The organism is Nocardia vinacea, assembly GCF_035920345.1.
GTDB lineage: Bacteria > Actinomycetota > Actinomycetes > Mycobacteriales > Mycobacteriaceae > Nocardia > Nocardia vinacea_A.
Map to the genome: position 1 here is coordinate 3,563,929 of NZ_CP109149.1, position 24,100 is coordinate 3,588,028.

The 24,100-nt window shown below is 62.3% G+C and carries 22 protein-coding genes and 1 tRNA gene; 13 read left to right on the plus strand and 10 right to left on the minus strand.

Annotation, left to right across the window (positions count from 1 at the left end):
• Window positions 1–13: 13 nt before the first annotated feature.
• On the minus strand, window positions 14–1,036 hold the full coding sequence (locus OIE68_RS16615) for an Lrp/AsnC family transcriptional regulator (RefSeq protein ID WP_327100254.1): 1,023 nt from the start codon (window positions 1,034–1,036) through the stop codon (window positions 14–16).
• Between the two features lie 97 nt (window positions 1,037–1,133).
• Here OIE68_RS16615 and OIE68_RS16620 point away from each other — a divergent pair, with 97 nt between their 5' ends.
• On the plus strand, window positions 1,134–2,540 hold the full coding sequence (locus tag OIE68_RS16620) for an MFS transporter (protein WP_327100255.1): 1,407 nt from the start codon (window positions 1,134–1,136) through the stop codon (window positions 2,538–2,540).
• 104 nt (window positions 2,541–2,644) lie between these two features.
• Here the strand turns inward: OIE68_RS16620 and OIE68_RS16625 are convergent, their stop codons facing one another.
• Genes OIE68_RS16625 through OIE68_RS16635 form a run of 3 tightly spaced genes read right to left on the minus strand, consistent with a single transcriptional unit; the run spans window position 2,645 to window position 4,498 of the window.
• The gene (locus tag OIE68_RS16625) at window positions 2,645–3,094 is read right to left on the minus strand and encodes a nuclear transport factor 2 family protein (RefSeq protein ID WP_327100256.1); all 450 of its coding nucleotides are present in this window, start codon (window positions 3,092–3,094) and stop codon (window positions 2,645–2,647) included.
• Between the two features lie 27 nt (window positions 3,095–3,121).
• Entirely contained in the window at window positions 3,122–4,009 is an 888-nt protein-coding gene (locus OIE68_RS16630; protein ID WP_327101703.1) for a pyridoxamine 5'-phosphate oxidase family protein, read from the minus strand.
• A 24-nt stretch (window positions 4,010–4,033) separates the two neighbouring features.
• Complete coding sequence (locus tag OIE68_RS16635; RefSeq protein ID WP_327100257.1) at window positions 4,034–4,498, minus strand: VOC family protein; 465 nt, start codon at window positions 4,496–4,498, stop codon at window positions 4,034–4,036.
• A gap of 154 nt (window positions 4,499–4,652) precedes the next feature.
• Here OIE68_RS16635 and OIE68_RS16640 point away from each other — a divergent pair, with 154 nt between their 5' ends.
• Window positions 4,653–5,168: a CGNR zinc finger domain-containing protein gene (locus tag OIE68_RS16640; protein ID WP_327100258.1), complete on the plus strand. Its 516-nt coding sequence runs from the start codon at window positions 4,653–4,655 to the stop codon at window positions 5,166–5,168.
• 2 nt (window positions 5,169–5,170) lie between these two features.
• Here OIE68_RS16640 and OIE68_RS16645 read toward each other — a convergent pair whose 3' ends face one another.
• The 3 genes from OIE68_RS16645 to OIE68_RS16655 form a co-directional block, all read right to left on the minus strand.
• Entirely contained in the window at window positions 5,171–6,367 is a 1,197-nt protein-coding gene (locus OIE68_RS16645; RefSeq protein WP_327100259.1) for a phosphotransferase, read from the minus strand.
• On the minus strand, window positions 6,364–6,558 hold the full coding sequence (locus OIE68_RS16650; RefSeq protein WP_327100260.1) for a DUF3046 domain-containing protein: 195 nt from the start codon (window positions 6,556–6,558) through the stop codon (window positions 6,364–6,366). The genes OIE68_RS16645 and OIE68_RS16650 overlap by 4 nt, the downstream gene beginning before the upstream one ends.
• A gap of 120 nt (window positions 6,559–6,678) precedes the next feature.
• Complete coding sequence (locus OIE68_RS16655; protein ID WP_327100261.1) at window positions 6,679–7,839, minus strand: glycosyl transferase; 1,161 nt, start codon at window positions 7,837–7,839, stop codon at window positions 6,679–6,681.
• Between the two features lie 66 nt (window positions 7,840–7,905).
• On the opposite strand from OIE68_RS16655, the gene OIE68_RS16660 reads away from it, so the two are divergent.
• From OIE68_RS16660 to OIE68_RS16680, 5 genes are all read left to right on the plus strand, one after another.
• Window positions 7,906–8,052 (plus strand): hypothetical protein, encoded by a 147-nt coding sequence (locus tag OIE68_RS16660; RefSeq protein WP_327100262.1) that lies wholly within the window; start codon window positions 7,906–7,908, stop codon window positions 8,050–8,052.
• Window positions 8,053–8,107: 55 nt separating this feature from the next.
• Window positions 8,108–8,192 (plus strand) — tRNA-Leu (locus OIE68_RS16665).
• Between the two features lie 109 nt (window positions 8,193–8,301).
• Window positions 8,302–8,757, plus strand: a complete 456-nt coding sequence (locus OIE68_RS16670; RefSeq protein ID WP_327100263.1) for a hypothetical protein — start codon at window positions 8,302–8,304, stop codon at window positions 8,755–8,757.
• A complete protein-coding gene (locus tag OIE68_RS16675) occupies window positions 8,754–9,809 on the plus strand; it encodes a site-specific integrase (RefSeq protein ID WP_327100264.1) in 1,056 nt (351 codons plus the stop codon). Before OIE68_RS16670 ends, OIE68_RS16675 begins: the two co-directional genes overlap by 4 nt.
• A gap of 501 nt (window positions 9,810–10,310) precedes the next feature.
• On the plus strand, window positions 10,311–10,919 hold the full coding sequence (locus tag OIE68_RS16680; protein WP_327100265.1) for a hypothetical protein: 609 nt from the start codon (window positions 10,311–10,313) through the stop codon (window positions 10,917–10,919).
• Here OIE68_RS16680 and OIE68_RS16685 read toward each other — a convergent pair.
• Both OIE68_RS16685 and OIE68_RS16690 read right to left on the minus strand, forming a co-directional pair.
• Window positions 10,848–11,387, minus strand: coding sequence for a hypothetical protein (locus tag OIE68_RS16685; RefSeq protein ID WP_327100266.1), 540 nt, complete (start codon window positions 11,385–11,387; stop codon window positions 10,848–10,850). The genes OIE68_RS16680 and OIE68_RS16685 overlap by 72 nt on opposite strands.
• 244 nt (window positions 11,388–11,631) lie before the next feature.
• Window positions 11,632–11,961, minus strand: coding sequence for an alpha/beta hydrolase (locus OIE68_RS16690; RefSeq protein ID WP_327100267.1), 330 nt, complete (start codon window positions 11,959–11,961; stop codon window positions 11,632–11,634).
• 821 nt (window positions 11,962–12,782) lie between these two features.
• Here OIE68_RS16690 and OIE68_RS16695 point away from each other — a divergent pair.
• The 3 genes from OIE68_RS16695 (at window position 12,783) to OIE68_RS16705 (ending at window position 17,630) form a co-directional block, all read left to right on the plus strand.
• Complete coding sequence (locus tag OIE68_RS16695) at window positions 12,783–14,321, plus strand: RNA-directed DNA polymerase (RefSeq protein ID WP_327100268.1); 1,539 nt, start codon at window positions 12,783–12,785, stop codon at window positions 14,319–14,321.
• The gene (locus OIE68_RS16700; protein WP_327100269.1) at window positions 14,318–14,917 is read left to right on the plus strand and encodes a hypothetical protein; all 600 of its coding nucleotides are present in this window, start codon (window positions 14,318–14,320) and stop codon (window positions 14,915–14,917) included. The genes OIE68_RS16695 and OIE68_RS16700 overlap by 4 nt, the downstream gene beginning before the upstream one ends.
• A gap of 682 nt (window positions 14,918–15,599) precedes the next feature.
• On the plus strand, window positions 15,600–17,630 hold the full coding sequence (locus OIE68_RS16705) for a hypothetical protein (protein ID WP_327100270.1): 2,031 nt from the start codon (window positions 15,600–15,602) through the stop codon (window positions 17,628–17,630).
• 587 nt (window positions 17,631–18,217) lie between these two features.
• Here OIE68_RS16705 and OIE68_RS16710 read toward each other — a convergent pair.
• Window positions 18,218–18,670: a hypothetical protein gene (locus OIE68_RS16710; protein WP_327100271.1), complete on the minus strand. Its 453-nt coding sequence runs from the start codon at window positions 18,668–18,670 to the stop codon at window positions 18,218–18,220.
• A gap of 702 nt (window positions 18,671–19,372) precedes the next feature.
• Here OIE68_RS16710 and OIE68_RS16715 point away from each other — a divergent pair.
• From OIE68_RS16715 to OIE68_RS16725, 3 genes are all read left to right on the plus strand, one after another.
• Window positions 19,373–19,714 carry a hypothetical protein gene (locus OIE68_RS16715; RefSeq protein ID WP_327100272.1) on the plus strand — a complete coding sequence of 114 codons (342 nt, stop codon included), beginning with the start codon at window positions 19,373–19,375 and terminating at the stop codon, window positions 19,712–19,714.
• A 406-nt stretch (window positions 19,715–20,120) separates the two neighbouring features.
• Window positions 20,121–22,544 carry an ATP-binding protein gene (locus tag OIE68_RS16720; RefSeq protein WP_327100273.1) on the plus strand — a complete coding sequence of 808 codons (2,424 nt, stop codon included), beginning with the start codon at window positions 20,121–20,123 and terminating at the stop codon, window positions 22,542–22,544.
• Between the two features lie 48 nt (window positions 22,545–22,592).
• Window positions 22,593–23,633 carry a hypothetical protein gene (locus OIE68_RS16725; protein ID WP_327100274.1) on the plus strand — a complete coding sequence of 347 codons (1,041 nt, stop codon included), beginning with the start codon at window positions 22,593–22,595 and terminating at the stop codon, window positions 23,631–23,633.
• Window positions 23,634–24,100: the final 467 nt, after the last annotated feature.

Here is a 24,100-nt window from a genome sequence, read left to right on the forward strand (position 1 = left end):
CCGAACACCCCCATCACCGCCCCAGCGAAATCCGATCACTGTCCAGCAACGTCTGCGCCTGCTTGTACACCCGCAACGCGGGCGTCACCTCCACATCCGTGATCCCGTCGAGCGCACCCAGCCGCTGCGTGACGTACCGGTAGAGGTGTGCGGTATCGCGGCACATCAACGACGCCATCAGATTGGTCGGCCCCGTGGTCGCGGCAATGAAAACGATCTCCGGATGGGTCGCCATCGCGGTGCCCACGGCCTCGAGATCCGCCGGTCGCGTGCGTAGCCACAGCGCCGCCCGCACGGCGTACCCCATCCGTTCGATCGCGAAATCGAGATCGAAATACAGCACCCGGGATTCGACTAGTTCGGCCATGCGGCGCGCCACTTTCGTCGCGGTCCAACCGATTTCGGTGGCGATCTGGGCGTACGGCGCGCGACCGTCACGACCGAGCAGTGCCAGCATCGCCTCGTCCTGCGCCGAAAGTTCCACCGGCGCTTCCGGTCCCGTATCGGCCCGCCACAGCGGCCGCGGGCCGAGTTCGCGCAGTTGCGCCGCGGTGAACAGGTGCCCGAAATGCGGCCATTCCTCGTCGAGCGGGAAGCGGTGGATCACCTCATGGGCGGTCAGTCCGATCACCTGACTGGCCTGAGGCAACGTCTGCATCAACAACTTGTCGCGCCGCTCGACCGAGCGCGGCCTGCTCACGCACGTCACCTCGGATCCGGTGGACAGCAGGGTGACCCAGCTCAGATCCGGAAAGCGGGCCAGCGATTCGGCCAGCCGCGCCGCCTTGTCCGGAGTGGATCGGAGCCGGATCACCCAGCGCGCATGCCCGAGCGGCACCGTGTTGACCTGCCCCGCCACATGCAGGATGCCGCGCTGCCGCAGCGATCGGTAGCGCCGCGCCACCGTCTGCTCCGAAACCCCGAGGATCGCGCCGAGCTTGGCGAACGGGATGCGCGCATCGGTCACCAGCGCGTGCAGGATCTGCTTCTCGAGGACATCGAGTACGGAGGAATCCGCGCCGTCTTCGGATTGCATAGGAGGAATCTAACGCACATGACCACGTGACTATGTGGATATCAACGCCTGGCGCACCCTGAGTGTCGATATCATTCGAATCGCCTCGGAGGCTCCCGTGAGGAAATGGCTGCCCTTATTCGCCGCGTGCCTGGGCACGCTGATGCTGCTCATCGACGTCACCATCGTCAATGTCGCGCTGCCCGACATCGCCGCCGATCTCGGCACCGGTCTGTCCGGACTGCAGTGGGTAATGGACGGATACGCGCTCGCGCTGGCCGCGCTGCTGCTGGTGCTCGGTTCGCTGGCCGATCGGGTCGGCGCGAAATGCGCCTATCTCGCCGGACTCGTCGTTTTCGCGATCGCATCGCTGATCTGCGGGATCGCCGATACCTCGGCGAGCCTCATTGCGGCGCGCGCACTTCAGGGCATCGGCGGGGCCGCGATGTTTGCGACCACACTGTCGCTGCTGCACTCCACCTACACCGGCCGTGATCGGGGTGTCGCCTTCGGCATCTGGGGTGCGGTGTCGGGTGCGGCGGCCGGAATCGGTGTGGTGCTCGGCGGTGTGCTCACCGAGGCACTGTCTTGGCGGTGGATCTTCTTCGTCAATCTGCCGATCGCGGTACTGGCGATCGTGTTGACCGCCATCGTGTTCCAGCCGTCGCCGCGGCAGGCGGATCGGGTCATCGATGTGCCGGGCATGCTCGCGTTCGCGACCGCCGCGACGGCGGTCACCTACGGCGTCATCCGCGGCGGCGAACACGGCTGGTCCGATGGCCCTACGCTGCTCGCCCTGACGCTCGGCGCGGTCGCACTGCTGGCCTTCGTATTCGTCGAATCCCACAGTGCGGCAGCGATGTTCCCGCTGGCACTGCTCGGCAATCGCAACTTCGGGGCGACCCTTGTCTCCGCGTCCGGCCAGACGTTCGCCGCCTTCGCCGCCACACCCCTGATTTCGCTCTGGCTGCAGCAGCAGTTGCATATGTCACCCATGCACGCCGGACTGGCCATGCTGCCGATGGCGGCGACAGCGTTCGTGGTCGCCGGCGCATTCGGCAAACTGCTGCACGACGTTTCGCCGAAGTGGACGATCGGAGCGGGTCTGGTGCTGGTCGGCATCGGCACCGGCCTGCTCACGATCATCGATACCGAATCATCTTGGGCCGCACTGGTTCCTGGATTCGTGGTGATCGGTGCCGGGATCGGCGTCAACGCACCTGCGCTGGTCGCGGTGGGGATGGCGGCGGTGCCGCCGCAGCAAGGCGGGATCGCCGCGGGCGCGGTGAATACCGCACGACAGCTCGGCCTCGCTCTCGGAGTCGCGGTGCTGGGCACCGTATTCCGCGAAGTCGCCGACGACAGTCACCCGATGACATTGTCGCGGTTCGTGGATGGGTTGGATGCGGCATTCAGTGTCGCGGCCGGAGTCGGAATCGTATTCGGGGTGATCGCATTCGGACTGTTCCACCGTCAGCGACATGCTGCCGATGCCGCGGTTCAGCCCGAGACCGTCGCCGCCTGAGCCCCACCGGCGCGACCATCAGGCATGGCCGGGCACCCCATACACCAACCGGGCACCCGCACGTGGGATGCCCGGTCTGGCAACGGGTGCCCGGTACCTGCCGATTACTGCTGCGGCAGAACGGATTCGTCGCCTTCCGGGCGCAGGCCCGGGATGCGACGGTCGGATTCGTCGATGCGGACATCGTTGATGCTGGCCTCGCGCCGCGACATCAGGCCTTCCGGGGTGAACTCCCACTGCTCATTGCCGTAACTGCGCCACCACTGGCCGGATTCGTCATGCCATTCGTACTGGAAGCGGACCGCGATGCGGTTGCCTTCGAATGCCCAGAGATCCTTACGCAGTGCGTAACCGTTTTCGATGGACCACTTTCGGGTGAGAAATTCGACGATGGCGGCGCGACCGGTGAAGAACTCGTCACGATTGCGCCACACCGAATCCTCGGTGTAGGCGGCGGCGACGCGCTCGGGATCCCTGGTGTTCCAGGCATTCTCGGCGGCGCGCACCTTGGCCTTGGCGGATTCCCGGTCGAATGGTGGCAGCGGAGGTCGCATTTGCAATTCTCTTCTCGGGGATCGGGGTCAGGGGTTGACCGGGGAAAGTTCGGCGGGACCCCAGCGGAGGGGGCCCGCGCCGTGGATTTCGATCACTTCCGTAATGGTGAAGTCGATCGAGCACTGAGCTCCGGCGGTGAAGGTTTCCGGCGCCCAGGACAATTCGGCGGTTCCGGTGAGTTGGAGGGTTCCGCCGGTGGTCCACTCCGGGATCAGGATGCCGCAACGTGGGTTCACCGCGATGTTCCCGAGTGTCATGAACATCGAATTCCCCTGGTAATCCGGCCATCTCAGCCGAGTCGGCGAAAGCACCTGCAGGAAGCCGGGATTCCCGCCACGGTGGGAGGCGTCGGCATTGCCGTCGGTATCCGCGGTGGCGGCGAAGAAGGCGTCCGCCGCGGCGATCAGTGCACGCTGCCGCGCATCGAGTTCCGTGCCGTGCCGGGGCGCTGGTAGGTCGATATCGGGGCGATACGATTCGATTTGCCTGCGCGAGATGTACTTCGGGCAGTTCGAATACACCTGCTCGACGGTAATCCGTAGCCCCGCCTCCGCCGGAGCAGCGAATCCGTTGACGCGCATTCGCCTGCGCCGCTCAGGCTGTAGCGCGATCATGCCGATCCGGGCAGGGCGGGCAAGTGCTTCGTGTAGCGGATCTCCCGCTGCCGGAAATGCATCGATTGCGATCGTCTCGGCATCGACGACGTGCACGAATCCCGGCGACCCGACCACCGCGCCTGCCCACATCCGTCCGTCGAGGTCCGCAGCCGCGATCACGACCATCGGCTGCTCCGCCAGGAAACCCGCCGCGATATCCGGGATGTCGGCACGAATCATCCGTCCCACCCGGTCGGCGATATGCGCCTGGCCCATTCGCTGCTGCACGGCGACCTCGCCCGAATGAAAGTGAGACATCACGGTGTTCAACAGCATCCGGGCTCAGAAGAATCCACACGTCGGGGCGGCACCGCTGGGCGCGGGAGCGGATTCGGCGCCCGTGGGTGCGTAGATCTCGAGGCGGATACCGTCGGGGTCGACGAAGAAGATGCCCCCCGAGGCGACACCCTCGCCATGTGCGACCACCCCGTCGTGGGCGAAGCTCACCGAGAGTTCACGCAGCAGCGCCTCGATCGAACGCACCTGTTCGATGGTGTCGACATGGAACGAAAGATGGTGCAGACCAGGGGTTTCGGTGGAGAACGCGCCGTCGGACTGCTGCCAGAGGGTCAGCACTAGCTTGCCGTTTGCGCCGAGGAAGGCCCACCGCTTTTCGTCGTCGTCGGCGCTGGCCGCGAGCTGCTCGAAACCGAATGCACGGCGATAGAAGTCCACCGATCGGTCCAGGTCGGAGACGTTCAGGCCGATGTGTCCGGTGGCCAGTTCGGGCGCGATGGCTGTGGTCATCGTGATCCTCCTCGGAATTTGTAACCGCTCTAAGCAGATGTACCAGTTAGAACATAACTAGAAGCCGGAAGACAGTCAACCTCTAAAATCTAGTTAACTGGTTAGAACGGCGGTGGTTGCCTTGGCAACGAAAGGAAGATCGTTACCCTCAGGTATGCCCGATCCACGCCCCCACGTCGGTGAACCGCTGGCACTCGACCTGCTGAACACCCGGTGGATCCAGGACGGACCACAGGATCTGCTCACCGATGTCGCAGGCTTGGGCATATGGCTGACCTCAGCCGGACTCGACGCTCGCGCGAATGCCGACGAGCGGACCCTGCAGGCGATACTCGCCGCCCGTACTGCCATCTACGACACCGTGAAACACACCTCACACACCGCGCTCAACGAGATCCTCGACCACGGCCGGATCCGACGCATGCTGACCGACACCGGCCCCGCCGAAATCGTCGACGTACCCGAAACCACCTGGCTCCCCGGCTGGCTCGCCGCCGACAACCTGCTGCGACTACTGGCCGAGGCGCCCGACCGGATCCGCCAGTGCGCCCATCCGGACTGCGTCCTGTTCTTCTACGACACCTCGAAAAACGGCACCCGCCGATGGCATTCGATGGCGACCTGTGGCAACCGCACCAAGGCCGCACGCCACTACGCGAAAAAAGCCTGAGCTCAGAAGAGTTCGTCGAGCGTCCGGTAGTAGCCCAGTCGCCGCCGGTCCGGCTCGGCGAGCCCATAGGCGGCGTAGAACGCGCTCAATTCGTCGGTACCGAAGTCCTCGCGCAGGTCGCGCTCGACCAGGGCCAGATCGCGGTACCGATCCGCAATACCCAAACCGCCGACGTCGATCAGTAGACCGCCGCCCAGCACATTGGACGGGGTGAAATCACCATGCGCGACAACGAGATCCTCCTCCGGCGGACGTTCGGCGAGCAGTCGTTGGTAGATCTGTTCCGGCGTCAGCCCTCGATTGTCGTCGTCGAAGTCGTCGACATCGACCAAACCCTCGAGCACACGGCGCCGCGCCTGGGCCAGCATCACATCCAACCTGCCGTCGAACGGGCACTCGGCAACGGGAATGTCATGCAGACGCCGCAGCAGCGAGCCCATGACCGCGCCCACCGATTCTGTCGGTTCAGCAGCCAGACTCGGCAGACCCGCGTCGGCGAGAACCAGCACATCCTCTTCGAACACAGCAACGTCGGGTAGCTGAATCCCTTTGCCCTGCAACCAATTCAGCCGCGCATACTCGGCCGCGGCCTTCGGTCCCCGCTTCACCCAGTACGCACCGTCGACGTGCGCGACATCGCCGCTCATTCCCTCGTGTTCCTCCGACCACGCGGGGTCCTCACCCAGCACCGCGGCGACCTTCGGCGGCAATGTCGTCGGCAGATCATCGAGCAGGTCGAGGGTGGAGCAGGTGGCTTCGATCAGCTCGGCATCCCCCTCGACGACGCGCAGTTTCAACGCCTCGGTGAGCCGCGCCCTGGCCTCGGGGAGTCTGCCCTGTTCGGCAAGGGCCTTGCCCAGGTGCTGCAGCGCGAAGGAGAGCACCTCGGAGTCGTCGGCCCGGTCCACGGCTCGGCGATACAGCGTTTCGGCGGTGACGGTGTCACCCCAATAGCGGTAGACATCACCGAGGTTGATCCAGACCGACATCCGGCGATAGTCACTATCGGCGAGTTCGAGGGCGCGATCGAGGTGATCGAGGGCCTCGACGTAGCGGCCGAGCAGCATCAGCTCGATGCCGATCTTGCGGAATTCGGCGAAGTCGACGGGCCGCGCGGTCGCAACGCGAGCGGCCAGCTGCGCATGATCGATGGGGATCATGCGCAGCCGCTCGTCGAAGCGGTATCCGTGATCGCTCACCAGCGTGATCTCGGTACGTCGAAGTCGGCGCAGAGCGCGCGCCACACGTCACGCGGGTCGAGGCCCGCCTCGATGGCGGCGACGCCCGTCCGCCCGCCCAATGCCGGGATGGTGTGGTCCCTGAGCAGCGCATCGCCGCGGGACACACCGAACTCGGTGTGCAACAGCTCCTGGAACTCGGTCAACCGCACCGTATTCAAGATACTCGCGCCGCTGGGAGCCTTCACTCGGGCCGTTCGATTGGCGTCAGCGCATTTCCTGCGCGAATTCCGCAGAATCAGCTCAGGAACGGGTGAACAGGCCAAACCCCTCTAGTGGGTCCGCACGCTGAGAACTTCGCGGCAGATACGGATCGGGTCGGCGACTTGCCCGATACCTACTGCCGCTCGTTGCGCCGCGGCCGTGTAGTCGGGGGTGTTGAGCAGATCGAGGACCGCGGTACGCACCGCATCGGCAGTCAACGGGCGGACCAGGATCGAACTACCTTGGCGGGCAGCGCGATTGGCGAGTTCCCATTGGTCGCCGCCGCCGGGGACCGTCACGATGGGCACACCCGCGAGCAGGGATTTCGCGAGCAGACCGTGGCCGCCGCCGCCCACCACGACCGACGCGTGGGTGAGCAGTTCGTCCTGACGACCGAGTCCGGCCGTTGCCCATGGCGGCAGGTCGGCGGGCGGGGTGTCGAGCATCGAAATGGCCACCCGGACGCCCACTCCGTCCAATGCGGCGAGCACGGTTTCGACCATGCCCGCGACACCTGTATGCGCGGTCGACGGTGCGACCATGACCAGCGGCTCATCGCCGAGCGGTGGCTCGAGGATTTCAGGAGTCGGCTCCCACAGCAGTGGGCCGACGACGTGGGTGTGCTCAGGCCAGTCGGGGCGCGGCACCTCGAGGGCGGGCAGGGTGGCGATCAGGCGGGCCGCCGGGCCCGGATCGGTACCGGGCAATCCGACACTTTCGCGGGCCTGCTCGCGCTGACGCAGACCGTTGCGAACGGCACGGGCGGTCATGGTGCGCAACACGCCGTCACGCAGGCGGCCGCGCACCCCCTCCCCCGGCGCGAGGCCACTTCCGATGGGCGGCAACGCTTTCGACGGTAGATACAGCGGATGCGGCGACAGCTCGACCCACGGCACCCCGAGCCGCTCGGCAGCCATCCCGCCGCCCGCGGTCAGCACATCCGACACCACGAGCTCCGGCAGCATCGCGCTCAGATCGGGCAGGATTTCGGTCGAGATATGCGCCGCACGCTCATGAATGCGCTGACCGGCATCATTGTCGTCGTCGACCGTGCGCGGCGCGAGCCCCTTGAGTCTGCGCACCGCGATGCCCGCCTGCCTGGCGGCGTCGAACCAACGCGGTCCGGTGAACAGCACCGGATCATCACCGGCGGCCAGGAAGCGTTCGCACAGCGCCAGCGCCGGAAACGCATGGCCGGGATCCGGCCCGGCAACAACGGCAACACGCATGCGGCCAGCCTGCCACATCGATCTCAGAACTCGGTGCGGCACGGACCGGGTTCGGGCGAGCACCCAATGCGGCATGAATTCCGAACCGATCCCGATTTCACCGCCGCCCTCGCCCTCCGCCGCGCCGACGACGCGGGCAAAGTGGGCGGCCTTCGAGTCGCCTCCGTCGAGTCCTGGCGTCCAGTGATCGAACGAGTCGCCGGCACCCACTGACCCAACCGATTTCAACACTCCCCTACCCATCCGTTACCCTTGCTCAGCAACACCCGTCCGGGTGGCGGAATGGCAGACGCGCTAGCTTGAGGTGCTAGTGCCCTTTATCGGGCGTGGGGGTTCAAGTCCCCCTCCGGACACCTAATTGTGGCATTTATGCCCCCAAAATCGGGTCCGGGCATCGCCTGGACACCCTGTCCTGGCCGTACACCGTCACCTGCGGGTTTGCTCCATTCGGCGGTGGTCGATGTGACCGATGACACATTATCTCCGCTGATACCTTCCTTCTCCGCCATCGGGCTCGGCGGTGGCGATGGCGGCGGAATCGGTGCCGGTCTGCCGATGGCGAGCATCGAGCAACCACCAGCACACACCGCGGTGTACAGCGTGCGGCCGGTCGACACCAACGGGCGCGTGGTCGACAAAGCCGTTCTAGCAGCGCTGGATTGGCACCCGGGTGACCTCCTGTCGTGGCGGATCGCCGCAGGGCTGATCGTGATCACCCGGCCCGGCTACGGCCGCCGCGGGGTCACCAAGCATGGGCATCTGTCCTTGCCCGCCCATGCACGGCGCGCCGCGGGCATCCAACATCACGACAGGGTCCTGTTGGCCGCCGATCCTGATCAACGCCTGCTGGTGGTTTTCCCACCGCATGTCCTCGACGAGATGGCCGCTCAGCGCTTCTGCGAGGGGGTAAGGCGATGAGCGCGCGCAGCGACGCCGACATCGCCGCGGTCCGGATGATGATGGAGCGGCTCGATCTCACCGTCGCCGAGCTCAGTGACGACACCGGTCGGGCCACAAGCGTGCCGACCTTCGGTGACTACATCCCAGTCGTCGCCGACAGCATGCCCGCGAGCCGGACTCGCGACCACTACCAGACATACTGGACCAAGATTCTTGCCCAGCCAGGGTGGGCCGAGCGGGCATTGAACGAGCCGACTCCCGTGGAGCTGCAGCGGTTGTGCGAGGTGATCAAGACCCAGCGACTGATCCGCCGCAACGGGCGAGACGGACGGGAAGTCGTCCGCCACGTCATCGACGCGTTGCGCCGGGTCTACAAGCACGCCGAAGACAACCGGATCATCGACCCACGCGACAACCCGGCCGCGAGGCTGACCAAACCCCGGCGCACCCGATCCAATCGGCGTGCACTGCCCGAAGACATCCTCACCGAGATCAACCGCGTCGCCGCTACCACCGGCAACGACCCGCAGCTCGACACCCTGCTGCTGCGCCTGCACACCGAAACCGCCTGCCGCCGTGGCGGTGCACTGGCCTTGCGTCCTCGAGATCTCGATCCCGTGCAGTCGGTGATTCTCTTACGGGAGAAAGGCGGCACCGAACAATGGCAGCCGGTCTCCCCCACACTGATGCGCGCGCTGTGCCGCCACGCCGAACAACGCGGAGCCGCACCGAACGAGCAACTGCTCCGTGCCCGCAACGGCAAGCCCATCACTCGCCGTCGCTACAACTACCTGTTCGAGCGTCTCGGCCGATATCTGCCCTGGGTCATCACCCACGGCATCTCCATCCACTGGCTGCGCCACACCACAACCACCTGGGTCGAGCGCCGCTACGGCGGCGCGATCGCACGCGAGTTCGCCCGCCATGGCCTCGGCAGCGCCGGACCCACCGGTGTCTACACCACGGCAACAATCAACGAAGTCGCATCCGCGCTCGCCCACCTCACCGGGGAACCCCACCCCCTCGCCACAACGGACACGCCGGCAAAGAAGAACCATATGACGACATAACCGACGCGGTCAGGCAGATGGTCTGCCCCGCGGCCGGCGATAGCCACTGGGACGAACTCTTCGACATTGGTCCACAGCGAATGCCGCTCCTCGGGGCAACCCCAGGATATGTGCTGCCACGATCCGTGTTTCGAGCATCACCCCACCGCGCGCACCGCAGGCAGTTCACCGGCGCGACCTCACCCATGACAGACCCGTTTCGAGCGGCGCTTCCAGCCGCTCCCAACAGTCGCCCCAGGGCTTCATTTCACCGATCGTGCAGGACAAGACACAAGCCATACGCGCGACAACATCAGGGTCTGGGACCGCGTGCAGCTGGATCGCCCGAATCCGCCTCAGCCCACAGCCCTCAGCTAGGAAGGGACACCAATGCATCAGCACGCCAATACCTCTCGACAGCGGGTCGCTGAAGGTGTTGGATACCTCACAGAGCTTTCGTTGCAGGTATCAGCACCACAAACGCGCCGCTACAGCGCGACGGCTTGGGAGGGGGTCCCCCGCATGGACATCGACCTCACGTGTCCACACTGCCGCCAGCTCGACTCGGTTCAGAGTGTGCCCGCGTTGAATGCGGACGGTGTGTCGACCAGCTCCGGAACGGACGTCTATTCCGGCGTTGGTGTGGCTTCAACCGGCCTGGTCCCCGTCTTCGGTACTGCCACGGTTGAGCGCACTCACACCACAACACTGGCACGGAGTCTGGCCCGCGAGCCCGCACGTACTCCAGCCGGGCGCCTGACCTTCTTTGCGCTTGTGCTGCTGTTGCCAGCGATGTGCTGGATCGTTCCGGCAATCATCTCGGTCGCCGATCCGTATCCCGGCGTATCACCGTGGGTCGCGGCTCTTTCCACCGTGATCTTCTTCGTCGTCCTGACGACGCCTGGCGGCCTCCTGCTCAGCGTTGCTGTACGTCGTATTCGCCGCAACGGGAAGGTCGTACGAGGACGTCGGCGCGCTCACGCCGTATGGCAAGCCGGTTTCTACTGCCATCGGTGCGGTGTCGCGTTCTGGCCCTTGTCTCCAGCGCCGGGCATTCCGTCACGGCAAGCCTTCGCGCCGCAGCACTTCCGGTGGTTCGTGTGGAACGCCGGTGGTTACGCGAGCGCCTGAATCCAACATCGAGTCGGAAGAGGTGGTCGGCGTGGCGGTCGGCTTCGGTGATGGGCTCGCCGACATTGTGCCGCCCATTGCGCGTGCGGCGGTGATCAGTTGCCGGGCTTGTTTGACGCTGATTTCGAGCAGATCAGCGACGTCTTCGTCGGTTTGATCTTGGTCACGGATCACTGCGGCGGCAACAGCTTGGTCGGTGCAGTGGCGGGCGATCTCCTCAGTGGCTCGTGATTCGACTGCGCTGATCTGCTGGCGCAGCGCCTGGATTTCTTGGTCACGCTTGGCTTCACACGTCGTGATCGCCTGCCAATCGATGAGGTACCGCTTCACCGCGTCGGTGATCGCTCGCTCCCGCTGACGTGCCTGTTCTCGGCGTTCACGAATACGCGCACGCGAGCGTTCCAGGCGCTCAAGGGTTTCCGGGGATCGAACTGTCCGCGGTGACCGCGGCGGATGACGCGACGACATGGCCGACCTCCTAGTCGGGTCTGCCTGCTGATTCTCCCGCCATCGATCATACTCCCGCACTCGCGCGGCAAGTCTCGGTCGTATTCGAACGATGATCTGTCGAATTCGATTCCTGCGCCTCGCCCAAGCTGGCGACGAGTGCTCCAGCACTTGTGATCTGGTCGCCGCAGTCTTGCCGCTCAGCTAACCCGGTTTACGCCTGATCCAGATCGCGAGCAAATTCCGAGCCAGATCCAGGCGTTATCTATCCGCTCAGGTTGGCGAGCAGAAAGTCACGGGCGACGCCGGAGGCTCGTTGAAACTCCTCGTACACCGCGAAGTGCGGGCCGGGGATCAGCGCCAGTTGTTTGGGTTCCAGTGCCTCGGCGTAGCTCTGCAACGCGATATCGGCGGATGTCAGAGTGTCCTGCTCGGCGATCACCATCAGCAACGGTGTCGGAGATACGCGCCGTAGGAACGCTTCCGGGGCGTAGGACTGGAATTTATCGATGCTGGAGAGGGTGACCTCGTTGCGCCAGGTCGGGACTTGCGGCCCATTGGCCATCAACCAGTTGTAGACCTCGATGCCGGGCATGGCGACGAGCCAAGTTGATACCGTCCTGGGGCCGCGCGTCCTTGGGAGGGCTCCGCCGGCGCGAATCCACCCTGGAGACTAAGCATCCTGGCGTTGAGCAGGGCATGCGCTGCGGCAATCCCGTTGCCCGCGGCCGTCGCGGTCTGCGCTGCCTTCGCGTCGAAGCGTCGCGCGTCCAGTCGTCCGGCGTCGTAATGCACCCAACCTGTGGCGGCCATGATCTCACCCGCTCGCCTACCTCTAGGCAAGCTGGAGGGTTGAGAACGCCAGAACAGAGGCGGAAAAACCGCCTCTGACCTGGTCGGGCTGACAGGATTTGAACCTGCGACCACCTGACCCCCAGGACTGGGAATCGGCTATTTGCGCACGTCTAGCACGTTCTGCCGGTTGTCCGAAAGTTCGTGTGTTCTGCGGATGTTCAGTGCCGCGCATGACGTGTGGTCCCCAAATGGTCCCCACACTGCCAGGCATGGGCGAGGCGCCTGGTCAGTCCGAATCCCGCGGTGGTCCCTATGTCGGGCAAGCAGCGAAGGTCCATGATTGTCGTCGTTGCTGTTGTCACGAGTGTTCACCCAGTCCGCAGGCCAACTTGGCCCCCAGCAATGGCGATCTGTCGTCCAGGCACGTCGCGCACGTTGTGCGCGTCCGCCCCCCTCGCATGTAGGACGTTTGGCCCTACCAGTCCCCACCACTAGGCCCAAGCTGCCGTCCTAGGCGTGCGAGATGTAGCGAGTCCCTGTGGTGATGATGTGGACGCAAAGCTTTGTGGAATCGAGTGACGCACACTAAGTTTTCCGAGTGTGCGTCCAATCACAACTGAGGTGCTCGAGAAGCTGAAGATCGCGGATTCGCTTGTGCGCGTCGCGCGCACACAACGCAACCTTGTCCCCTCAGAACCCGGCTGGGAACAGCTGACAGTCAATAATGCCACGATTACACGTGTCGAACGGTACATCAAATCCCTTTGTCGCGGAGGCATGGAACTAGCAACAGAGCGTGAGCTAACGGCACGGAAACCCGGTCATGGAGTGCGGCCAGTCGCCTTCTGGGGCATCAAGGAACAGGTACTATACGATGCGCTAACAGCTGCCGCATTGCAGACTCTTCCTGTTGTAGACCGAAGCGTAGCGAAATATATCGAATTCATTGAATCGCCAGTTTCCTACGCTCGAGAAATTCAGCCCGACAAGAAGACCACCAATGCCAACAAGGTGCTGTTCTTTGTATTCGACTCCGAGGTAAAGTATGTTGTCAAGTCCGATCTGACGTCTTTCTATCAGTTCATCGACCACTCAATCCTTGCTGATGAACTCATATCTCAGGGTGCCGATTTCGATATAGTTTCCCACCTTATCGATTTGATTTCCGAGGTCACTGGGCGCCCATTGGGACTACCCCAGCTGTACCATGCATCGGACCGACTTTCGGAGGTTTACATCGACCAAGTTGAGCGAGCCCTTCTCCGGAAAGGCTTCGCCGTATGGCGCTTCAACGATGACTTCAGAATCGCATGTAAGAACTTTTCCGAAGCGATTGCGGCAATCGAGGCACTCGACAGCGCGGCCAGATCGGTGGGGCTTGCAATAAACGAGTTGAAAACCTTCACATATCAATTCTCGACATATTTCTTGAGTACGTACGATATCGACAAGTTGCCCGAAGGTGGGATAATTTCACTGGATGATGTTGAGGCTGCTGCTGGTGACTACACCGACGATTTCAGCGAAGCTCCAGATTCTGCTCTTGCTTTCATTCAATCGACCAACCTTACCGGAGAAAACGACGGCCTAGATCTGAAAAACGCGGATCGCGACGACGTTCGCCGAATCCGGCGTGCTTTAGATTCATTGGCGCAGGACCAGAACGCAGAAGCCTTCGACTCCATTGAGCTTCTGATCAGTTTCGTTCCCTCACTAACCCCAGATCTAATCAAATACATGATGGCCGCCGGCTCTGGGGATCATCGAATACGAGCGGGTGAGATTCTTGATTCCATAATCGAATCAGTCTCGCTGAATAGTTGGCAACAGGTGTGGCTGATCGAGGCACTCCGAGCTCTTGACCTTCTATCCGATGCAGACCCAAGCTCTATAGCGAGTCGATTAACATGGGTTCAGAAGTGCTTTGCTACTGGTAAAGAGCCATTGAGAGGGGCCGCATTCTGGGCACTGGCGGCCTCTTCAAACCTGGAAGTAGTAGAAACTGTGGCAGAAGCCATGGACGCCCCTGAAGCGGTGAAGTCTCTATACCTGGCCGGTGTAAGAGACCGTTTGCCAATCAACCCAACGATGCAAGAAGGGAATGCAGTTTCAGGGCTGCGCGAAACCGATGACATAACCCGGGCTCTTCTGGCTTCATGACATCACTGCGGAAAGTTCCTTGGGATGTTACCGAGGAAGCGTTGAGACTCCTGAACCTTACGGTCGCTGACTTTGCGTCTCTTCCGCCTGTCAAGGGTGGCCGATGGTCCGGCGCATCAGGTGCGGCAAAGTGGGCGAGATTCGATCCACGTCAGATTCGTTTTCAGAGTCAGTATCTGCGAATGGTCAGTATCGTCGAAGCTTACGTCGATACAGTGTCTGAGGCTTTGTTCGATCGTCGGGTCGAATCTCTTGATTCATTCTTCAAAAACTTGGCTGTGGCCATTCAAGATATATCGTCAGCCAGCTGGAATGAGCGCAAAAATTGCTTCAAGGCCCATCACGGATTCAGCCTACAGAGTTGCTCTGGATGGAGCGAGTTCGATCGAGCAATCGACGTTCGAAACTCTATTGCGCACGGCCTTGGTGTAGTAACAAAGAAGCAATTGGACTCGAATAAGGATAAGAAGATACGCTTGGCAAAGGTTAAGATTACAGACGGGAGAATTGAAGTGACCAAAGATTCGTTACGGGTCTGCTCAACTGCCTGCGCAATGCTAATAAAATCAATTGACGACAATCTGCCACACCCATGATCAGAAAGAATTAGGTAAGCAACCACAGCCTAGCCCCATGTTTCAAACTGCGCGGCTTCGTGACTAATCGATGCGACTTGAGCGCTCCGCGCGTGCAGACTCCGAGCATCACATGAATCCGAGCGGACGGACGCCCGCAGATGGACCTCCGTGTGCAGGTCGGAGGCTTACAACGACGTACACCTCGAAGTAGAGCTCGGACTACCACCTGAGTGTTTGCAGACGTTGGTGGGATTAGTGAAGCGACCTGACCTGCTGTTTCGATGTTGGTGGGGTTGGATGATCGCTGGCTCTGATCGAAAGTGCTGCGTACCCTCTGCGTACCTGCACAGGGAATGACGCTCGGCCCCACTCTCCTGCAGCTGGCCTAGCGAGGGCAGCCAGTGTTCGTTTCGCCCGATCCAGCGCATCACCAAAAACGGATGGCTGCGACTCAGCGAATTTCGCAAGGATCTTCACTGCTTCGGTCGCGGCCTGCAGTGCCACAAGCCCACCCATTTATCAGATTTGGTTGTCCTGGGAACAGTAGCCTCCCGGCGCCCGCTCGGAGCACCGGTTTCTTGTACATGCCGCCGCGGTCTGTCCGGTCGCAGCCAGCTCAAGCATGAGTTGCGTGCGGATGGCGTGACCAGTGTCGCGAACATCGTCACGGCGTTCCGGTCAGTGCGGAACGATCGTCTTCGTGAGTGGACAAGTGGAGGCGGACGAGGTTGCGTCGTGGGTGGAACGACTTACCGCGGCAGCTGAGCGGGGTGAAGTACTCGATCTTGCAGAAGAGTTTGCCTCTGATTCGGCCGGTGGCGCCTACTGGGTGCCCGAGCGGCGGATTCCGGCTGCCGCGCTGCGCACAGTCCTGATCAACCGGAACCTTGCTGTCGATCCTCATGGAATCCGAATCCATGGCGCTCTGATCACCGGGGCGGTCGATCTGGAAAACGTCAAGTTCGAGCACCCTGTACACCTCACGACATGCCTCATCGAGGATCACGTCGATCTTGCCGGTGCGACGTTAAAGGAACTATCCCTCAGCGGTTCTCACATCAGGTCGCTTGGTCTAGCTCATGCGACGATCACCGGCAACCTGTTCGCCGACAGGCTCACCGCCACTGGGGAGATCAACGCCATTGGCGCAACCATCGGCGGGCAGCTCTCGCTAAGGGGTGCCGGTCTCTCTAACCCTGATGGCATCACGCTGAACCTCGCTGGTGCGACAATCACCGGCGGTCTTTTCATCCGAGACAGGTTTACCGCTGCCGGGCAGATCCGCGCCATCGGCGCAACCATCGGCGGGCAACTCTCGCTGAAGGGCGCCAGTCTCGTCAATCTCAATGGCATCGCACTGAACCTCGACGGCGTCACGGTCACCGGCAACCTGTTCGCCGACGACGGGTTCACCGCGACAGGGGAAGTCCGCGCAATCGGCGCGAACATAGGGGAGCTCTCGTTGAAGGGTGCCAGTCTCGTCAATTCCGACGGTGTCGCACTGAACCTCGATCGGGCGACGGTCACCGGCAACCTGTTCGCCGACGACGGGTTCACCGCGACAGGGGAAGTCCGCGCAATTGGCGCAACCATCGGCGGGCAGCTTTTGCTGAAAGGCGCCAGTCTTGCCAATCCCGGCAGCTACGCCTTGTCCCTCGACGGCGCGGCGATCGCCGACAGCCTGGTTGCCCGCGACGGGTTCACCGCGACAGGGGAAGTCCGCGCAATCGGCGCGAAGGTGGGGGGACAGCTTTCACTGACTGGCGCCAGTCTCGCCAACCCCGCAGGCGTTGCACTCAACCTCGATAGTGCAACGATCGCTGGAGACTTGTTCGCTGACAAGCTCACCGCGACAGGGGAAGTCCGCGCAATTGGCGCAAATGTCGGCGGACAGCTCGCACTGAACGATGCCAGCCTTGCAAACCCTGACGGCAAGGCCATTAACCTTGAGTCTTGTGTCATTACAAGACTTAGGTTGATACCAGCTTGCGTTGACGGGACGGTCGACCTGACCCGGGCCACGATCACTGATCTGCGGACATCATCGAAGTCTTTGCCACTTGGGCGACTGATCGCGACCGGTTGGCAGATCACCGACGTACACGGATTGATCCGCACCGACCGAGGTGCCGTGACAGCATGGCTGAAGTCGACCCCTGCTGGACACGAGTTCACCGCCCAACCCTGGCACGCACTGGCTGCGGTCTATGACCGCAACGGACATCCGGCCGATGCGCGCCGCCTCCAATTCACCGCCGCAAACCAAACCACCGCACACGCCCCCTGGTCGACGAAACTGCTGCGCTGGATGTACCTGGCGCTGGCCGGGCACGGCTACTACCCACTGTTGGCTGCCCTGTGGCTCGCGGGAGCCCTGCTGCTCGGGACGTTCATCGCCGACCACAACACGGAACATTTCGTCCCCACCGACCGGACCGCCGCAAACAAGGCCGCAGCCGTTCAAGCCACCGAAACCTCCACGCCCCAACTTCAATCGATCACCGCAGCCGAGTCCTGCGCCCGATACCCCGACTATCCGTGTTTCAACGCCTTCAGCTACGCCCTCGCAGGCGTCGTCCCCGCCGCGACCGGAGCAACCAAAGCTGACTGGACCATCAGCTCCACCGCGCCCACCGCCCTTACTCTCAGCATTCCGGCCCTACGCATCCTGGGCTGGATCTTCACCGCCGTTCTCCTTGCCGGCGTCACCGGACTACTCCGCAAAGGCTAGTTGTGCTATCTCGTGAGATTGGTGTCGACAGGCGGGCGTTTGGGTAGATCGTCGGTCTCATGGACCAGCCAGCGCAGGAACGCCACCACGTGTGCGTTCAGATTCGAGTCGACCTGCGCGACAGCTGCTTTGGCGCGTTCGTGTAGATCCGGGTCGGGTCGAGCTGCGTTAGATTATGTGCGCATCTGACCTACTCCGCCATTGACTCGAACGTGACCGATGCGCCATCGACCGCAATCAGGCCGACCACGTCAGGAGGGCTCGCCAGGAGCTGCAGGAGACGGCGGACGACCGACATAGCTTCGGTCCGCGACTTGATGCCTTTTGTCAGTTCCAAACTGGTCCGATCATGTGTGAACCAAGTGGCCGACACACCGTAGCTCTCGGCCTTGTCTCGGTAGCCCTCGCTGGTCGTGACCGCAACCGCGATTACCTCGTCCCCGCGGACCCATACTTCCCGGCGACCGCTGCTCTCGATCCGGAGCCAGACACTGCTCGACATCTTCTTACCTCCCCTGTAGCGCGAAACCGTTACGGCACAACACTACTGACTGGAACAGGGTCTTTGTTGCGTATCTAAGTTGGGCCTACTCGCCGTACGGAAAGTGGGGGAGTCGATAATCTGGGCGTGCAGGTAGCTCATCGGTGTCTCGAATGAACCAGCGCAGGAACGCAATAACATGCTCCCGATAGGTTGAATCGACCGCCTGAAGGGCTTGCTCGACCCGTTCCTTTAGCTCACTGTCCAACGTCAGCGACACGGCCGGGTTGCGGTTGCGCTTGGGGGTGGACGGGACAATTTTCAACTCTTCGCGCCGGGTTCCGGGACGAACAGCTATTCCGGGGTCGGGGTAACTTCGACTGGCCTGGTTCCGGTGTTCGGCACTGCCACTGTAGAGCGTACTCACACAACGGCACTCGCGGCGAGTCTGTCGCGAGAGCCAGCCCGCACCCCCGGCAGGGCTCCTGACCTTCATCGCGCTGGGATTGCTCTTGCCAGCAATATGCTGGGTAGGGACGGCACTCGTCTCGATCGTCAATCCGGCTCCTGGGGAGTCGCGATGGATCACCGCGCTAGCGATGGTCGTCTTCTTCGCGATGCTGGCGGCGCCCGGGGCCGTCCCGCTCACCATTGCGGTGTGCCGTATTCGTCGCAACGGCAAAGTCGTACGGGGACCGGCGCAAGGCGCATACGGTGTGGCAAGCCGGTTTCTATTGCCATCGGTGCGGCTTTGCGTTCTGGCCCTACTCACCAGCACCGGGTATCCCCTCCCGGCAGGCTCTCGCGCCGCAGCACTTCCGCTGGCACGTGTGGAACGCCGGTGGCTACGCCAACGCCTGAAACCTCGCACCGGGAAGCTGGCAGAAATCCGCACACCGCAATCGACCGACCTGCCGCCACCGTTCGATATTCCTCGCAACTGTGGAGTCCGAAATAGGCTCTCTGATCCGCGTGGTTGCGGGTGGGGTGAGCGTGTTCGGCATCCTCGATATCGGTGTGGATGGCGACCCGACCAAAGCCATCGCCTGAATCGCTCCGGTGAGTCCGGAGACCTACTTGTGTGACAGCCCGGCCGGTTGCCAGGCTGGGTTCTGAGCGTAATAGGCGGCCTCCATTTCGGCGGGCGGGATGTCCCCGCAGTACTGATAGAGGCGCCGGTGATTGAACCAATCGATGTTCATATTCAAGAAAGGGTGGTGGTGACTGTGGTGACGATTCCCATACCGCTGAGGAAGGCACCGTGTTGGAGGGCGCGGTCCGTGGTGACGGCACCTATGAAGTGATGGTGGGGGTGAAAAAAGCTGTCGGGCATTGGCGTTGGGCTCGCAGCCTGGGGATGTGGATCGTGGTGTCCTCCCGGGATCGCCAGCCTAAGCAGTTCGTCATCGACGCCGCCGCGAAGGCGTTGCGGGATGCCGGGTTCGACGTCGAGATCCAGATCGATCGCACCGCGCGCCCGCCCCTGCTTGCCGAAGGTGACCGCGCTGTACGCCAGGTCGACCGGGTGCAGGCGTTGCAGGACAAGGCGTCCCGCAAGGACGCGGAAGCTGTCGCTGCCGATGCGGCGCACGAGCGTGCTTGAACTGGTGGAGTGCCGGTATTCCAAACGTGCGCTATTCCGGTCCACACGGCGACTATCATCGCGAAACGGTCTCTGCAAGACCACATTCGGCTCCCGGCTGCGGTATGTGGTGCAGCTCAGGTCCTGCTACAGCGTGCTGCTGGTTAACGCGGCCGGGCGGCCACTACAGTGGAGCGCCACAGTGAGCGGTCTCGGTCAGATTGGATATGGCTGCACCGTGTTGGAGCGGGTGCATTCGCTCTTCGCTATTCGAGACTGCGGATGATTCGATGAGGAGGTGGGAGGGGTGAGCGGTGTCGATGCGGCAGGTGGGTTCGCCTATCAACACGCTCAGGCGGTGCTTCGGATCCTCGACCTCGCGGCAGACGCAAATCTCGGATTCGTTCGTGTAGAGGCCACGAACGACGTGATCGACATCGAGACATACACGATTGACGGCAGCCTGGTGTCGGCCGCGCAGTTCAAGCGTCGGGATCGGCGATACACCTGGGGCAAAGGCGAACTCGTCGCAGAACTTTCTCGATGGTCGGAGTTGGGTTGTGCCTATCCCGACGCGTACTACGCTTTCGTGACTGACGGAAGGCTCGGCCCGACCGGACGAGAGGTGCAGCAGGCCATCGAGGCCGCAGGTGCCGGCGACGCCAGCCAGCTGCGGACTCTGGAGCAGGAACATGGGGTGCCGCTCGACTTCGATGTCTGCCGACGGGCAACCATCGTCGCCGATACACCCGGATTCGACACGCTGATCGACTCAGCGGCACGCCGCGCAGCAGGTCTGCTCCCCCACGTCTCAAGTGAAATGGAGGCAGAAGAGCGATCGGTCGGCGTTGTGCTAGAGATTCTCCGGATCGTGGTAGGCCGTAGCGGTGAGACGGACCCGCAGGCACGCATCGTCACCAGAGCCGAAGTCGTCAGCCTGCTCGGTGACCGAGTCGAGTACGTACCGACTGTTACGTGGTCGGATGAACTGAAACACGTATTCACTACCGCAGTTCAACAGTCGCCCCCACCTGGCATGGTCCTGAATTGCCTGAGGATTGCCCCCCAGTCCGCCGCAGACACGCCGGACGCGGCGGTGCCTGTGCAGCTTGTCGCCGCCGCGGTCACCGGGCGGACACCTCTTCTGAGTGGACCGACCGGCACGGGGAAGACCACCGTGTTGCACCACATACAGAACGCCGCCGCACAACAGGGACAGGTCGTGATCGTCGTCGACGCCGAGGCCTATGTCCGACAACGTCTCGGCTCACTGGTCGCGCACGGAATCAATACCCCCGAATTCGCTGGCGCCTACTCCGCGACAGGAGTCCAAGCGCTCAAGGATCCAACTGTTGTCCTCGTCATCGACGGAGTCTCGGAGATTCCGAAACCCGACCGCGATGCGCTGGCCGAGGAGCTTCGACAGCTGCTGGCTTCCGATAGCCGTGCTGGCCTGGTGCTCGTAGGAAGGGACGCGACAGTCCTTCGGTCTGTGCTTCCCAGCCACGCGCCATCGATCCGCGTGGGCATTGAGCCGTTGAATCGCAAGCGCCGCATCAAGCTGCTGAAGACCATCGCAGGCGATGGGTCTAACGACCGGATCATCGGCGAACTTGTAGCCCAGGTCGAGCATGCTCTTGCAGGAGCGGCCGATAATCCGCAACTGTTCGTCGTTGGTATCACACTCGTTCTTGAGGGACACGTATTCACAGACCCGGCGTCGATGTATCAGAGCTACGTCCGCGCCACGGCCGAAAGAAACGGGTACCCAGGCGTCACTGTTCTAGAGACAGGATTGGGAATGGCGTTCGCCGCCTTGGCAGGCCAGGGACGCCGATACTGCGAGGCAATCGAGTGGACCGAAGTCATCGAACGAGCCTCCAACGCCCTCGCAGAACGCGGCGAGGACATCACAGCCCGCGACCTCCGTTCGTTCGGCTTCGAAAGCGGACTGGTCGTGCGCTCGACCGGAGACACGGTCCGGGCACTGCACGACTCCTTCGCCGACTATCTCGCCGCAGTCGCATACAAGCGCCGGCTGGCCTCGTTGCCGACCGCACTGACCGGCGACGATCGCACACGAATCGAGTTCTACGCCGAACTCGCCGGAATCGACACAGCCTTGGCAGACTTGATCACCAAGAACCTCCCATTCCTGGTTCCCAAATTGTGCTCACGCGAGAATCAGTCGCCGGATCCTGTGCGCTGGTATGAAGCCACTCGCAGCTACATCGACCGATTCTTGCCCATGAATCAGCAACCACCACGCATCGCGTATTGGAGTAGCGCAGATCGCCTGGTCGTCACTATTGATGGAGACGTCGAAGGCTGGCTCGGCGAGCAGTCCATCGACAACATCGGCATAAATGGATTCACTTTCCACGCCGAACGAGGTCCACTGACCGTTGCGACGCGGATCTGGGAACAAAGGATGCACTCGATTCTGGATACCCACCACCAACGTCCCGATGCCGTGCCGACATCCGACACCGAGACGGTCGACATCCTCGACCGCTACTCGGCGTCCCTGATCGAGTCTGTGCACGAACTGGTCGGCCAGACCGCACCCGCATGTCATGAGACAGACCTCCAGACCGCGATCGGCGCCACGCGCATCCAGTTTCTACTCAGCGAGACACAAAAACCTCAATCTCAACGCAACCGGCCTCTGAGGTATCGATTCATCGACAACGGAACTGCTCCTACCGTCCTCCGCGGGCCGGACACGGTGCACGAGGATGTATGGACCGGGTACGGATTTCTCGACTCGTTCCTGGCCGGTACTCATGGCAGAGCAAAGGACATCGTGACCGATGCGATCAACGATCTCGCCGGGATGAAATGGCTGTGACACTGGATATGCCCTGCAATCCACTGATGAACTCATAGAGGAGGGCCGTTGTCGACCAAGAAGGTCTGGGACGCAACCCGATCGCTTGCCGAACTCTGGCGGGAAAGTGAGACCATACAACAGTTGCGTACGCAACTGCCAGAAAACAACTCCTCCGTCGAAGGCATCCCTGAGATGCTTCGCAATATCGACGCCAGCACAAGCCTTGTCTCGACCGAACCTCTGTTACCGAACAAATGGGGTCCGATGGGTGCGGCGTTGCCCCTCGTCAACCTTCAAACGCCCGGCGCGGCCGACTTTCTGACCAAGATGCAGGCTGTGGGGTTCGCTGCTGAATGCAACACCGCGTGGTTGCGATCGCGCCTCCGTGGATATCCCTTGATCCCCGTTCCTCAATTGGCCGCGAATACCCATCTAACATCGCCCGAGGTCAGCCCTGGCCTCGGCTGGCGTCGGGAAGCTCTGCAAGGTGGCCTGCAATTCGACTCGACCCCACGTGGGGTCTCCCAGCTACTCGCACTGCGACAACAGGACCACGATCGCGCAGCACGCGAACTGGCCGACGCCCTGACGACCGCGCCGGAATGGCTGGCATTCAGCGAACTTTTCTCAACCTTAACCGAAGGAGACCGTCAACAACTTGCCCACGCTCGACAAAGACTCAAGCCGCTCATATCCGCCGAGGCCGTGGACCGCCATGATCCAGAACGGATGATGCGGCGTTACCACTACCGCCGCGATCGAGTCATGGAGGTGGTCAGTCAACTCGACGGACAGGCCGCCGAGTTCACCCGCTCCTTCGATAATGTCAACAGCCTTATCAATCTTGCGTCACTGAACGTGCTCGGTCAACTCGTCGCATATCACGGACCAGTCGAACTTACGAACGTCACGGATCTTGAGCGACATGGCCGCACCATCCGTTTCCGTTCGACCGACCCGCTGCGGCCAGCAGCACTCGTTCGGATCGCAGACCCACTGACACCAGACGCTGCGATGATCACTGACATGGAAATGCACGGCGATGAAACGGGACTGGTAGTCCAATCTTTCGGAGCAGAGGTACTCGTTGGTGCCAGGTCTTTCTGAGGTATCTACCGCCCGTGCGTTTGTCTTCACAATTCGCGCTACCTGATTTCGAATGCGCGTTCATTGACGATCGTCCTCCGACGCCAATATTCGAGATCGAAGCATTTCGGGCCACATCCAACGGACAATCCATGAAAGCGACCACGAAGAAACACAACAGAAGGGCTCGAAACTGTGCAACTCAGGCAGATCCAGCAGTAACGCGGCGAATTTGATCCGCCAGCCCACGCTGTTCAGTGGTCGACCTCGGATCAGTCGACTGGTTTGGGTTCGTCTTCGGCAGCGGCGAGGTATCCGGCCCAGCTGGCCCCCGCCTGTTGTATCAGACGCAACATTGATGCCGCAAGACCTCAGAGAGGCTGCTAAACCCCGCAACTGATAGTCTCGGCAACGTTCGCCGCACCCGACCGACGAGGACGGACAGGCGTCGCCCGGTCGACGGAGATGCATCAGATGCAATTCCGCCT